This is a genomic window from Chitinophaga sp. RAB17 (assembly GCF_052114225.1).
Taxonomy (GTDB): domain Bacteria; phylum Bacteroidota; class Bacteroidia; order Chitinophagales; family Chitinophagaceae; genus Chitinophaga.
The window spans coordinates 1-13,894 of record NZ_JBFREI010000013.1 but is presented as its reverse complement, the minus strand read 5'-3'; the positions used below and the strand labels follow the sequence as shown (position 1 = coordinate 13,894).

Below are 13,894 nucleotides of genomic sequence, written 5' to 3'. Positions count from 1 at the left end.
ACCCCCATTCGCTACATCCATTCGCTACCCCCATTCGCTAAAAACTAAAAGCTAACAGCTAATGGCTAACAGCTTCCTCCACTCATAGGCCCCTTCCATAATCAGATCAAACACCGGATCCTTGATATCGTAATACGCTTCTGCATTATGCGGAAAATATTTGGAGAGCTGTTGTTTCACCACCGCATAGGCCTGGGCAGCATGTGGATGCGTACGCAGATAATCCCGGCACAGCAAGGCATACTGCTGATTAAACCGGCCGGCAACCCGCACATGCAGATGGATGCTCCTGTTATTCCTGAAATAATAATCTTTTTGTAGTTCTATGTCTGCCAGATCATCCCTGCCTGGTGGCCGGTGATCTGTCAGGTGCGCTTTTCTCGTATATCCAAGTTGTTCCAGTGCCGGCTGCAATGGCAAGTCCAGCGAGGCAACGGTTACCTGTACATCAATCACATCTTTCGCCGGTAAACCCGGTACACTGGTAGAACCAATATGATCAATGGCCAGCGCATATTCCCCCAGTGCATTTTTCAGCTGCAGGGCGATCTCCCGGTACTCTTCCGGCCAAAGGGAATTATAGGACACGATCTCAATTGTTTCCGACATGTTAAATGATATTAGATATACTGCAATTTTAACTGATTAATCTTTATTTTTGCCCGTTGTATAAATGGCAGCTAATTGCTGGTAATACAAAATCAAACTCGATTATGGCTAACATTCTAATAATAGACGACGAAAAAAGTATTCGTAAAACGCTCACGGAAATTTTAAGTTATGAAGGGTATAAGGTAGATGAGGCCGCAGACGGCATGGAAGGATTTAAAATGTTCCAGGCAAAGCCATATGATGCCGTTTTGTGCGACATCAAAATGCCTAAAATGGATGGACTGGAATTTCTCGAGAAAGCACGGGAAGTGAACGGCGACATTCCTATTATCATGGTCTCTGGTCACGGCAACATTGATACTGCCGTAGATGCCGTGAAAAAAGGCGCCTACGACTATATTTCCAAGCCACCGGATCTGAATCGGCTGCTCATTACCTTGCGTAATGCCATGGATAAAACCAACCTGGTCACCGAAACCAAAACCCTGCGCCGCAAGGTAAATAAGGTGCCGGAAATGATAGGCCAGTCAAGCCCGCTCCTGAAGATCAGGGAAACCATAGAAAAAGTTGCACCTACAGACGCCCGGGTATTGGTGACCGGCGAAAACGGGGTAGGTAAGGAGCTGGTAGCCCGTTGGTTGCATGAACGCAGCAACCGCGCCGCCGGCCCTATGGTAGAAGTAAACTGTGCTGCTATCCCAAGTGAATTAATAGAAAGTGAATTATTTGGTCACGAAAAGGGTTCCTTTACTTCCGCGGTGAAACAACGCATTGGCAAATTTGAACAGGCCAGCGGCGGTACCCTTTTCCTCGATGAAATAGGGGATATGAGTCTCAGTGCTCAGGCAAAAGTATTGCGCGCTTTACAGGAAGGGAAAATCACCCGGGTAGGTGGCGATAAAGAGATCAGTGTGGATGTTCGTGTAGTGGCAGCTACCAATAAAGACCTGCTGCAGGAAGTGGAAGGCAAAAATTTTCGCCTGGATTTGTATCACCGTTTAAGCGTAATTCTGATTCACGTACCGTCCCTGAACGACCGGAAAGATGATATTCCTTTACTGGTAGATAGTTTCCTGGACAGCGTTTGCAGTGAATATGGTATTTCCCGTAAAGCAATAGATAAAGAAGCGATGAAAGCCCTGCAAAATCACAACTGGACCGGTAATATCCGCGAACTCCGAAACGTGGTGGAAAGGTTGATCATCCTATCAGGTAAAACCATTACTGTAGATGATGTGGATGATTTTGTAGTACCTGCCCGCGATAAGAAAAAAGTAAGTTCTTAATCAGCTATATGCAAAAACACCTGTATCTGATCAGTGGACTTGGGGCGGATGAACGCATTTTTAATAACCTGCGTTTCCCCGGTAACTACCAGGTGCATCACCTGCAGTGGATCGCTCCCCTGCAGGATGAACCCATCAGCCAGTATGCCGCCCGTATGGCAGAAGGCATTACGGTTGATGGGCCTGTTTCGCTGATGGGCGTATCCTTTGGTGGTATAATGAGTCTGGAGATAGCCCGGCATATCCCCGTAGAAAAGAATATCCTGCTTTCCAGCATTAAACTCAGCTCGGAAAAACCACCTTATTACAACTGGGTAAAACGACTCGGCCTGCACAAACTACCCGATCAGATCCTTTACCAGCGCAGGAATGTCATCGTCAGAAAATTTCTCAATATAGAAACCGAAGCAGAGCGGACACTGGTCAATGAATATCTCGCGAAGCGGGATTATACCTATATGCGCTGGGCTGTAAATGCTATCCTGCATTGGGAAAATGAACAGATACCCGAAGGACTGGTACATATTCATGGAGCCAGAGACCTGCCCTTCCCCGTTAAATACCTGAAACCAACCCACCTGATCCCCGATGGCGGCCACTTTATGGTGCTGAACCGCGCCCGTGAAATCAATGAGATATTGGCAGGCGTACTATAACTAATTACTAAAAGACAACAACTTTTCCAGGCTTTCCGCTAGTAGTACATTCGCAGGTAATGGGCCTGTCAGCAACTTCGTCTGCGGACCAGCCACTAACAACTTTATATCCGGATATTGCTGACTGAGCTTTGTCGTCAGCTCATTGATGGTAGAGGAAGAGAGATTGGTGAGTAAATGGGTATAAATATGCGTTACTTTCTTTACAGCCAGGAAAGCATGTAAATCGTCCAGCGGCACATTGGCGCCGAAGCTGGTCACTAGCTTACCCTGTTTTTTCAGCAGGTATTGTGCATATAACAGCGGAATCTCATGAAATTCCCCTTCCGGTAAAAACAAGAGAAAATGCTCTGTAGCAGCAGGATTCATGGGCAGCCCGTCAATCGCTGTCATTATTTTGGTTCTGATAATGTTGGAGGAAAAGTGTTCCTGTGCGGGTATTACATTCCCTGTTAACCATAATACGCCTATCCTTTCAAGAAAAGGATACACCACCTGGGTAATGCATTGTTCAAAGCCCAGGTGTAATACCTGGTTATAAAAAATGCGCTCAAACTGTTGATGGTCATAGTCGAGAGTGGCAGCAATCAGGTCATTTACAGGTAGCAGGGTGGATTTTCCTTCCACCGCAATTTCAAGTGACAATTTGTTTTGTTCCGTTACCGACAAAGCAGCTATGCGCGAGATCTTTATCCCGTGATGGTATAAATAGGCTATGCGCAATAACGTTTTCAGATCCTCGCTATCATATGTTCTATGATTAGTGTCCTTTCTCCTGGCCTGAAAAAGCGGATAACGTTGTTCCCAGATCCTTATCGTGTGTGCCTTTATACCGGTAAAGTTTTCAATATCCTTAATGGTAAATGTATTCAACGCAGGTATAGTAAAAAGCCAAATTTAGGCAATTCATTTGTCGTGGCACCATATGGGCGAAAATTATAATAAACTATCTTTTAATGTATTTTTAAGAAAACTTTTGTAAAGTAATAGCTACTGGCTAACAACAGAATATTATATTTGCCTTTTTAAGCATCTAATAAGCGTAACTGAATGAACCTGGCATTTTGGAAAAAAAACAAAGACAGTCAGCCAAAGAAAAAGAAATCTGCGGTTAGAGAATGGTTAGACGCTGGTATCTTCGCTATCATAGCAGCCACGCTTATCCGCACCTTTATTTTTGAGGCCTATACGATCCCGACCCCCTCTATGGAAAAGACCTTACTTGTGAACGATTTTCTGTTTGTAAGCAAGATCAGTTACGGACCACGTATCCCCATGACTCCCCTGGCAGTGCCTTTTGTGCACCATACACTGCCCTTCACTAAATCTGCCAAAGCTTATTCTGAAGCGGTAAAATGGAAATACAGACGTTTACCCGGCTTTTCCGACATTAAACGCTATGATGTAGTGGTGTTTAACTTCCCGGAAGGCGATACCGTGGCCATAGATTCACCCGATCCCAGTTATTATAACATGGTAAGGGCAAATGGCTGGCAGGCAGTACAGAACTCATTCCAGATTATTCAACGCCCGGTGGATAAGCGCGAGAATTATATTAAGCGTTGTATGGCACAAGCCGGCGATACCTTACAGATCATTCATAGCGCTGTATATATCAATGGTAAGGCAGCTCCTGTTCCTGCAGGTAGTCAGCATAAATACATTGTAGAAACCACCGGTGATCAGCTGAATTCCAGCAGGCTGGAAGAATTAGGCATTGCTACCACACCGCCGGACTTCTACCAGATTGATGGCAACAAATTTCTGTATAACCTCACACCGGCAAACGTTACTGCGCTGAAACAATTCCCGATCGTTAAAAGCGTGACGATCTACGAGGAATCTAATTTCGCGGACTTTAATTACAACAGCGTTTTCCCGCATGATACTGCGCATTTCAAATGGACAGATGAAAACTTCGGTCCTATGTATGTGCCCAAAAAAGGAGCTACCGTTAAACTGGAAGAAAGCAATATTGCCTTATACGATCGTATTATACGTGTATACGAAGGCAATACACTGGAAAGAAAAGATGGTAAATTCATCATCAATGGTCAACCTGCTGATTCCTATACTTTCAAAATGAACTATTACTGGATGATGGGTGATAATCGCAATAACTCCCTGGATTCCCGTTTCTGGGGCTTTGTACCGGAAGATCACGTAGTAGGTAAGGCGTGGCTGATCTGGATGAGTTATGGAGAAGGTGGTATCCGCTGGAGCCGTATCTTCAGAAATATTAAGTAAGTAATTGCACCTAAATATAATTTAAAGTAAATTACGGACCGGCATATCGCCGGTCCGTAGTTGTCTTACCCCCGACAAGCCCACGGCCGTAAGTACTACCCAAAAACGCTGATATGGAAAAACAATCGCTGCATATTGAATACCTGGTTTACGATGAGATTACTGGTCTCGATGATGCGGATGCATGGTTGCTCAAGGAAGCCCGTGAAGTAACAGCATATGCCTACGCACCTTATTCACATTTCCAGGTGGGAGCCGTCATCAGACTGGCCAATGGTGAAATAGTCGCTGGTTCCAACCAGGAAAATGCCTCCTTCCCGATTGGTTTATGTGCGGAAAGAGTAGCGCTGGCTTCTGCAGCTTCTGTATATCCCAATATTGATATTGATACCATTGCTATCAGCTATCATAATATCAATGGGGATAGTTCGCATCCCATTTCACCCTGTGGTATGTGCCGGCAGGCGATATCTGAATACGAAGCGAAACAGGATGCCCCTATCCGGCTTATCCTGGGAGGCCTGAGTGGTAAAATATATGTTATTAACCGCGCAAATGACCTGTTACCACTGTCTTTCAGTGGCGATGAACTTAACGGGTAGAAAATAGTATATACAATTTATTGCATATAAATTATATATACTCTATATTTGCCCGGCACCCCTTTAAGTGCCGTGATTCATGAAACCCTGCCAGCTCATAATCAGTATATGTACCATTATACTATTTACTGCCATCTATAGTGAACCGGCAGCCGGTTACTTTAATAAGAAACAACAGGTAGCGGTAAACTATCTGCCAGGCCTACACGTTGTTAAGGATACGCAGGTAATAGCAGCCAGTTATCAACAGCAGGCGCACAACCTGTACAACAAGCAGCTTTTTAAACGGGCAATTGTACAATGGAAAAAAGTGTTGCACTTGCAACCTAACAATGCTTTTGCTATGTTTATGCTCGGAAAATCGTATATGGGTGCAGGTGAGCAGGAGAAAGGGGAAGCCCTGTGTGATAAAGCTATCTTGATAGGAGAAAAAGAAATGACTACTGATAAAATTATTTGCCACAGTGTAGAAGGATTTTAAACAGCGCATAAAGGATAGGCAAGCTCCTTTTTTCGTTGCTGCTTACTGTGGTATTTTCTTCGGCAGTTTCGGTCACAACGGCCGCAAGCTGCTAACGCTGTGATTCGTAAGGCTTACAGTGTTTATTTAAAAAAGAAAAGGAAGGCAAATCGCCTTCCTTTTTCTATTATATAAAAATGCATTTTACATCCGTTCAGGTACCCGGATCCCCATTAATTTCATCCCCTGCTGAATGATGTTGGCAGTGAGCATGATAATTTGCAGACGCAGTTTTTTCTTTTCTTCTGTCGCCGCTCTTACAATAGAATAGGTAGGTACCCCATCAACTTTTTCGCCATAGAAAGTATTGAATAACTGTGCAATGGAGAAAATATAATTGGCAATAACAGACGGACTCAGCTCACGATAAGCTTCTGCCAGTACGCCCGGGAATTGTTCGTTCAGTATAATCAGTGCTTTTTCCAGCGGTAACAATTCACCGGTGTAATTGAACGTAGCCAGATCCGCTACCGGACCTGCTTCCCTGATAATGGATTTAATACGCGCATGTGCATATTGGATGAACGTGGCGGTGAATCCATGCCGGTCAATAGATTCTTTAGGATCAAAGATCATTTTCTTTTTAGGATCTACGCGTAGCAGGAAGAATTTTAGACCACCCGTCCCTACAGTATCGTACAGTTCACGTAGTTCTTCTTCAGAAAAAGTCTCCAGCTTTTTACCCAGATTTTTGGCATCTTCTTCCGCTGTCTGCAGCATTTCATTGATCATATCATCAGCATCCACTACGGTACCTTCCCTGCTTTTCATACGACCATGTGGTAATTCCACCATGCCATAGCTGAGGTGCAGGAGACCCGGAGCAGAGGGCTCGCCCAGCTTTTCCAGGATCAGTTGCAGTACTTTGAAATGGTAGTTCTGTTCATCTGCTACTACAATCACACTCTGGTCCATATGGTAATCCTCGTATTTCAAACGGGCGGTACCCAGGTCCTGTGTCATATATACAGAGGTGCCATCTCCACGGAGCAGCAGTTTCTGATCAAGTCCATCGGCGGTGAGATCTATCCATACAGAATTGTCTTCTTTTCTGAATAAAACGCCTTTCTCCAGTCCTTCTGCTACGAGGTTTTTACCTAACAGGTAGGTTTCACTCTCATAGTACATCTTGTCGAAATTAATGCCCAGCCGGTTGTAGGTTTCTGCAAAGCCTTCATATACCCAGCTGTTCATGGTGGCCCACAGTTCCCTTACTTCCGGGTTGCCGGCTTCCCATTGCTGCAGCATAATTTTGGCCTGCTGCATGATCTCCGTCTTATTACGCGACATCTCTTTGATGTCGTCCATAATCTTGGCCGTTTTTTCCTTATCTTCTTTTACTTCCGGCTTGTGCAGTGCAGTAACGAGTTTCTCCAGTTTTTCCACTTCGGCACCTTCAAAATCGGCAAAGTCGTTTTCCAGTACCCGGTCGATAATTGGTTCGGCCTGTTCTTTTACCACAGATTCAAATTTCACGTAGTAGTCGCCTACCAGGTGATCACCCTTGATACCGCTGGATTTAGGGGTATCACCGTGTGCAAAGAGTTGCCATGCCAGCATGGATTTGCAGATGTGAATACCGCGGTCATTTACCAGGTTGGCTTTGATCACTTCAAAGCCATTTGCTTTCATAATTTCAGCAATGGAAAAGCCCAGGAAATTATTACGCAGGTGCCCCAGGTGCAAAGGTTTGTTGGTATTGGGAGATGAATACTCCACCATAATCTTTTTACCATTGGCAGGCTGTATTCCGATGTTTGCGTTACTATAATTTGTATGCAGAAATTTAGTCCAGTAGGCATCATTGATGCTCAGGTTCAGAAAGCCCTTTACCACGTTGAAGCGGGAAACCAGTTCCGGGTTATGAGCCGTCAGGTATTCGCCGATGCGTTGCGCTGTTTCTTCCGGTTTTTGTCGGCTGAATTTTGTGAAAGAGAAAACTACAATGGTATACTCACCTTCGAATTCAGGTTTGGTCGTATTGATTGAAATGTCTGCTTCAACTAACGGCTGATCGTAAAGTGATTTAATGGCGGCCACGGCGGCCGTTCTGATGGTTTGTACAACACTCATGCTGAAAATGATTAATGCGAGGGGCAAAGATAGTAAATAAGCAGAAAGCATAAGGCATAAAGCAAAAAGCTATTGTGTAGAATATCTGCTGATATCTGCTACACAATAGCTTTTTGCTTTTCGCTTGATGCCTTATACTTAGAATTTGTAGGACAGGCCGATCTGTGCTACTGAGTTTTTGTGATTGAAATTGTCAGAATCATATACATTGGTCAGGCCAAAATTGTACCGGGCATTCACACCCAGTCCCATATCAAATGTATAACCGCAACCAAAACCCAGTCCGAAATCGATAGATTTCATGTTGTCTTTAACATCTGTGGTGTTGTCGTTGACTCTGTACTTTGCACTGGCCAGGATGCCCAGCTGCGGACCCGCTTCTACATAAAATGCTTCTGCAATCGTGTATTGAACCATCACTGGCACATTCACATAGTTCAGCTTAACAGTGCTTGGGATATGACCCAATCCAAAAAATACACTGGAATTCAGTTTTGTTCCCTGGGCAGAATATACTACCTCAGGTTGTATGGCCCAGCTTTTATTCAGTCCAATGTTGATGAAACCCCCTGCATTAAAACCTGCCAGGGTTTTAGATTCATCAAAAGCAGTAAGTTTGGAAATATTCAAACCCCCTTTAATACCAAATTTTACATTTTGCGCTTGTACTGCCAGCATAGTTCCGATGGCTAGTACGCCAGACAGAATAAGTTTTTTCATGATATGTTCTTTTATGTACGGCCCAGTTTGCAAGAAGTATGCCGTTTTTATACAGTAGCAGCCACACCTCTCCCTGTAGAAAACTACAAATCCTTCAACATCCAACTGTCACAGCCAAAATGGCCGGTATTACCCATTGGTCCTGTCAGGTACCTGAAACCGAATTGTTCATAAACTTTTCTTGCACGGGCTAATTCGGGGCTGGTTTCGAGGTAGCACTGCGTATAGCCATTTTGTTTAGCATAGTCGAGGCACAAGGTAATAAGCCTGCCTGCGAGGCCCTTACCGCGGGATTCCGGAAGCAGATACATTTTTTGTAATTCACATACATGTGCTTCTCCGCCATCCAGCGGATGAATACCGGCGCCTCCAATAATGCGGCCTTCTATTTCTGCTACGTAATAAATGGCGCGGGGAATACTGAAGAGTACAGATAAGTGGTCGGTGGTAGGATCTGAAAACGCAGTACCAGCCTTGTTCATACCGAATTCTGTCAGGGTGGTTTTTACTATGTTGGCCATCACCGGATCGTCTGATGCCACTATCGTTCTGATTGTTATTGGTTCCATAAAATGAAATTACGAATTACAAATTACGAATTACGGATTTGTGGGAAGAGCATAGTGGAGGGCATCCACTGCTATCTCCCGCAAATCCGTAATCCGTAATTCTTAATTCTTAATTCGTAATTCTTAATTCGTAATTATTCCTAGAATATGGTAAACTCGACTCTTCTGTTCTTTTGTCGGCCTGCAGCGGTTTTATTGCTGGCAATAGGCTGTGACATGCCATAGCCTACGGCTTCAATTTTAGAAGCATTGACGCCTTTTTCTACCATGTAAGCTTTCACGGATTCTGCTCTTTCTCTTGACAGGGCAAGGTTTCGGTCTTTACTACCTACATTGTCGGTATGTCCGCTCAGTTTCAGGTTCAGGTTTTTGCGTTTCAGCAGGTCCGCCACTCTATCCAGAGCAGGATAGGAATGCGGCTTGATGCTGGCTTTGGCAAAATCGAATTCCAGGTTGCGGATCGCTTCTTTTACAATGCGGGTATCTTCTTCAGTAATCACTATTTTTTCTTCTTTCTTTTCTATTACCGGTACTGGCAGCGGGCAACCGGAGCCATCTACCTTGGTATTGGCTGGAGTGCCCGGGCATTTATCGAAGAAGTCAGAAACGCCATCACCATCACTGTCTTTTGTCAGTTTATCCACATCAGCCGTCAACCTGGCATTGTTTTGATTCGCAGCGTCCAGAGAGGCGGCGAGGGTGGCTTTTTGTGCCTCCAGCTCATCGTACATGGCGCTGGCAGGGTTATGCCATTGCAGTTGTTTCTTTCCTTTCTTACCCAGTGCGAATTCCAGCCCGGCGTAGCCATAGGAGTATTTATCCTTGTTGGGCCCATGGTAGTAGCCATCGAGGTTATCTCCATCCGTATAGTACATCGTATAGCCCAGGTCGAGGTTGATAACTTCAGACAATTTAAATTTAAGGCCAGCGCCTACCGGAATGATTAACTCCTTGATGGCCTTGTCATTATTATAGTCTCTTTTTGTCCCGCTATTGGTTTCCAATGTAGGCTTGTATCCTGCTAAACCGCCGCCCACAGAAGCGTACAGCGAAACGAAGTTTTGCCTGAATAACCAGTTGACAGTAGTAATATTAAAAACAGCATTTAACGTGGCAGACCAGGGGAGTTTGGTTTCAAAAGATTTGTAGGGGCTTACCGGAGTGGCGCCATTCCCAAGGTTTTTACTATTGTCGGCCTGTAACTTACCACCTACATAATCAGCCCTTAGGGCCAGGAAGTGAAGTATCTGGTATTTTACATAACCGCCATAACCGGCAGATCCCTTCCATTTAGTGAAGTCATTACTGCCACCAGTAGGAACTACAGGTGCCAATACGCCGCCATTGATGCCAATGGACCAGACTTTGTAATCACCGGGGCCACGGAATAATCGTACAGATGGAGTAGCACTAACGGCAGAAGTGGCGGATGGGTGATCCTGAGCATGGCTCATCATCGGGGTGGTTGCTAACAACAGGCACGCAACCCTCCATAGAATGGATTTGTTCATAAGAATAACGGTTAGGTTATACAATTTTTTTACTAATAAAAACCGGTAGGACAGGAATGAAATAGCTTAAAGGAAGGCGAGGCTATGAACAATTTTGTGTTTTGGGCTATTTAGTAATTAACGTCTTCGGGAATAGCTGACATGCTAATAACTAAATACTATCATCAAATATAGGGTACCTGACTGACATAATTTCATATTTTTTTGCTTGGCATAATCATTGACAAACCAACGACAAACACGAAAACATACTTACAACTAAAGGATAATCTTTAATACTATGGGAAAAATAATAGGCATTGACTTAGGAACTACCAATTCATGCGTTGCCGTAATGGAAGGTAACGAACCGGTAGTGATTGCCAATGATGAGGGCAGGAGAACAACCCCATCTGTAGTGGCTTTTTTGAAGAACGGAGAAAGGAAAGTAGGTGACCCTGCAAAGCGTCAGGCTATAACCAACCCCGTAAACACTATTATGTCAGTGAAGCGTTTTATGGGCCGTCATTTTGACGAAGTTGCCAGTGAAGTGAGTCACGTTACATATAAAGTGGTAAAAGGTGATAACAACACCACACGTATCGATATTGACGGCAGATTATATACGCCGCAGGAGATTTCAGCGATGATCCTGCAGAAAATGAAGAAAACCGCTGAAGATTATTTGGGTCAGGAAGTAACAGAAGCGGTGATCACCGTGCCTGCTTACTTTAATGATGCACAGCGTCAGGCGACCAAAGAAGCCGGTGAAATTGCCGGTCTGACGGTTCGTCGTATTATCAATGAGCCTACTGCCGCTGCACTGGCTTATGGTATGGATAAAAAGCACATTGATAGCAAAATCGCTGTATTTGACCTTGGTGGTGGTACCTTTGATATCTCCATCCTGGAATTAGGTGATGGCGTATTTGAAGTAAAATCTACCAATGGTGATACCCACCTGGGTGGTGATGACTTCGATAAAGTGATCATGGACTGGCTGGCTGATGAATTTAAAAAAGACGAAGCAGTAGATTTGCACAAAGATCCAATGTCATGGCAGCGTTTGAAAGAAGCTGCTGAGAAAGCAAAGATCGAATTGTCTTCTTCTCAGGAAACTGAAATCAATCTTCCTTATATCACTGCAGTGGATGGCGTTCCTAAACACTTAGTGAAAAAATTAACCCGCGCTAAATTTGAGCAGCTGAGCGATAGCCTGGTGGAAAGAACACTGGAGCCTTGCCGCAAAGCACTGAAAGATGCCGGTATGAATACTTCTGAAATTGATGAAATAATATTGGTAGGTGGTTCTACCCGTATTCCTAAAATCCAGGAAGTAGTTGAAAAATTCTTCGGTAAAAAACCTAATAAAGGTGTAAACCCGGATGAAGTAGTAGCTGTAGGTGCTGCTATTCAGGGTGGTGTACTGACAGGTGAAGTGAAAGACGTACTGTTACTGGACGTTACGCCACTGTCACTGGGTATCGAAACAATGGGCGGTGTAATGACCAAACTGATCGAATCCAATACCACCATTCCTACCAAGAAATCTGAAACTTTCTCTACCGCAGCAGATAGCCAGCCTAGCGTGGAAATCCATGTATTGCAGGGTGAAAGACCAATGGCCAGCCAGAACAGAACACTGGGCCGTTTTATCTTAGGTGATATTCCTCCGGCTCCGCGTGGCGTTCCTCAGATCGAAGTAACTTTCGATATTGATGCTAACGGTATCCTGCACGTAACTGCAAAAGATAAAGGCACTGGCAAAACACAGAACATCAAAATCGAAGCAGGTAGTGGCTTGAACAAGGAAGAAATCGAAAAGATGAAAGCCGAAGCCAAAGCCAACGAATCTGCAGATAAAGAACAACGTGAGCAGATCGAAAAGCTGAATAAAGCGGATAGCCTGATATTCCAGACTGAAAAACAGATCAAGGAATACGGTGATAAACTGCCCGCTGATAAGAAAGAAACCATCGAAAACGCACTGAATAAGTTGAAAGAAGCCCACAAATCACAGGACGGTGCACAGCTGGATACAGCTACTGCTGAACTGGAAGCTGCGTGGACTGCTGCTTCTGAAGAGCTGTATAAAGCTTCTCAAGGTCAACCGGAAGGCGCTCAACAGCCTAACGGCGGTCAGCAACAGGGTCAACCTAACGCTGCTAACGATGGTGTAACAGATGCTGAATTCGAAGAAGTAAAATAAGCGTAATCGGTCTTACTCAGGATGATACTGATGAAGATGATTACCCAGGTTTTTTAATATAATTGGCGAAGATGGAAACAGATTTATCTGTTTTGTCTTCGCCAATTTTTTTTATGACTTATTAGGAATCAGGATAATCATCTAATCCTGAGCAAGACAAGCTATTTTTGGATCAGGTTGAAAACGGGAGGAATATCTTTTTCAATATGCTCCAAATGCCAATACACCCACGTTTGTCATTCTCAAATTCCCACTACACTGGCTTTGAATATTATCTAATACTCAATACACTAGCATTAGTTAATCTTCCATCTATCCCGCAAATACGTTCCCCGAATTATGTTATATTTATAGTAATCAAAATAATCTCCCATGGCAAAACAAATGTCTGTCATTCCCTTTACGGGAAAACTCGGTCCTCTCATAGGGTATAAGCGCAATGGCAACTACTTCCTGCGCTCCATGCCTCAAAGCGTGCAGCAAACGGCTGCTAGCCGCCGCGCATCCCGGCGCTTTGGTATCGCCAGCAGAAAAGGCGCTTTTATACGGCATGCTTTTTACCCCCACCTGGATATCCATTGTGATGGCGGCCACATCAATCGGCTCAACAGGCTACTCATTGCTGCCGGCGATCATCATGCCGCCATAACAGGCTTCCGATTCAATCAGCATACTGGCGTAGATCGTTTTTTTGCGGTGGCTCCCCGGCTTTTGAGTAACGGAGTATTAAATATTCCCGCACAAACCATCGACGGGTATACAGGTATTGCTGCCCTGGAAGTAAAAGTGATCGCAACGCGTATTGATTTTATATCACGCCAGGTGGCGGGTAGCGAAACGGTCACGCTAATGATAGATCCGGATACCACTTTCCAGGAAACAAATGTTTCGCTGGATGTACCCGGGCAGG

At 44.4% G+C, this 13,894-nt stretch carries 13 protein-coding genes; 7 read left to right on the top strand and 6 right to left on the bottom strand.

All coding sequences use genetic code 11. The annotated features are described in order from the left end of the window. Positions 1 to 51: 51 nt before the first annotated feature. On the bottom strand, positions 52 to 609 hold the full coding sequence (locus AB4Z08_RS30060) for a GrpB family protein (protein WP_441577490.1): 558 nt from the start codon (positions 607 to 609) through the stop codon (positions 52 to 54). Positions 610 to 713: 104 nt separating this feature from the next. Here AB4Z08_RS30060 and AB4Z08_RS30055 point away from each other — a divergent pair, with 104 nt between their 5' ends. Next, positions 714 to 1,898, top strand: coding sequence for a sigma-54-dependent transcriptional regulator (locus tag AB4Z08_RS30055; RefSeq protein ID WP_441577489.1), 1,185 nt, complete (start codon positions 714 to 716; stop codon positions 1,896 to 1,898). Positions 1,899 to 1,906: 8 nt separating this feature from the next. Then, positions 1,907 to 2,554, top strand: coding sequence for an alpha/beta fold hydrolase (locus AB4Z08_RS30050; protein ID WP_441577488.1), 648 nt, complete (start codon positions 1,907 to 1,909; stop codon positions 2,552 to 2,554). Here AB4Z08_RS30050 and AB4Z08_RS30045 read toward each other — a convergent pair whose 3' ends face one another. Continuing rightward, positions 2,555 to 3,427, bottom strand: coding sequence for a MerR family transcriptional regulator (locus tag AB4Z08_RS30045; RefSeq protein ID WP_441577487.1), 873 nt, complete (start codon positions 3,425 to 3,427; stop codon positions 2,555 to 2,557). It lies immediately after the preceding gene. A 177-nt stretch (positions 3,428 to 3,604) separates the two neighbouring features. Between AB4Z08_RS30045 and lepB the strand changes: the two genes are divergently transcribed. The 3 genes from lepB (at position 3,605) to AB4Z08_RS30030 (ending at position 5,884) form a co-directional block, all read left to right on the top strand. Further along, entirely contained in the window at positions 3,605 to 4,801 is a 1,197-nt protein-coding gene (gene lepB / locus AB4Z08_RS30040) for a signal peptidase I (protein WP_441577486.1), read from the top strand. Between the two features lie 113 nt (positions 4,802 to 4,914). Continuing rightward, positions 4,915 to 5,403, top strand: a complete 489-nt coding sequence (locus tag AB4Z08_RS30035; protein WP_441577485.1) for a cytidine deaminase — start codon at positions 4,915 to 4,917, stop codon at positions 5,401 to 5,403. A gap of 79 nt (positions 5,404 to 5,482) precedes the next feature. Continuing rightward, positions 5,483 to 5,884, top strand: a complete 402-nt coding sequence (locus AB4Z08_RS30030; RefSeq protein WP_441577484.1) for a tetratricopeptide repeat protein — start codon at positions 5,483 to 5,485, stop codon at positions 5,882 to 5,884. 183 nt (positions 5,885 to 6,067) lie between these two features. On the opposite strand, the gene AB4Z08_RS30025 is transcribed toward AB4Z08_RS30030, so the two are convergent. The 4 genes from AB4Z08_RS30025 to AB4Z08_RS30010 form a co-directional block, all read right to left on the bottom strand. Continuing rightward, positions 6,068 to 7,996, bottom strand: coding sequence for an arginine--tRNA ligase (locus tag AB4Z08_RS30025; protein WP_441577483.1), 1,929 nt, complete (start codon positions 7,994 to 7,996; stop codon positions 6,068 to 6,070). Positions 7,997 to 8,134: 138 nt separating this feature from the next. Further along, a complete protein-coding gene (locus AB4Z08_RS30020) occupies positions 8,135 to 8,716 on the bottom strand; it encodes a porin family protein (protein WP_441577482.1) in 582 nt (193 codons plus the stop codon). An 83-nt stretch (positions 8,717 to 8,799) separates the two neighbouring features. Next, positions 8,800 to 9,285, bottom strand: a complete 486-nt coding sequence (locus tag AB4Z08_RS30015) for a GNAT family N-acetyltransferase (RefSeq protein ID WP_441577481.1) — start codon at positions 9,283 to 9,285, stop codon at positions 8,800 to 8,802. A 140-nt stretch (positions 9,286 to 9,425) separates the two neighbouring features. After that, on the bottom strand, positions 9,426 to 10,796 hold the full coding sequence (locus AB4Z08_RS30010) for an OmpA family protein (RefSeq protein WP_441577480.1): 1,371 nt from the start codon (positions 10,794 to 10,796) through the stop codon (positions 9,426 to 9,428). Between the two features lie 280 nt (positions 10,797 to 11,076). On the opposite strand from AB4Z08_RS30010, the gene dnaK reads away from it, so the two are divergent. Then, the gene (dnaK, locus tag AB4Z08_RS30005) at positions 11,077 to 12,984 is read left to right on the top strand and encodes a molecular chaperone DnaK (RefSeq protein ID WP_441577479.1); all 1,908 of its coding nucleotides are present in this window, start codon (positions 11,077 to 11,079) and stop codon (positions 12,982 to 12,984) included. 372 nt (positions 12,985 to 13,356) lie between these two features. Continuing rightward, positions 13,357 to 13,894: hypothetical protein (locus tag AB4Z08_RS30000; RefSeq protein ID WP_441577478.1), on the top strand; the 538-nt coding region annotated here is incomplete at its 3' end.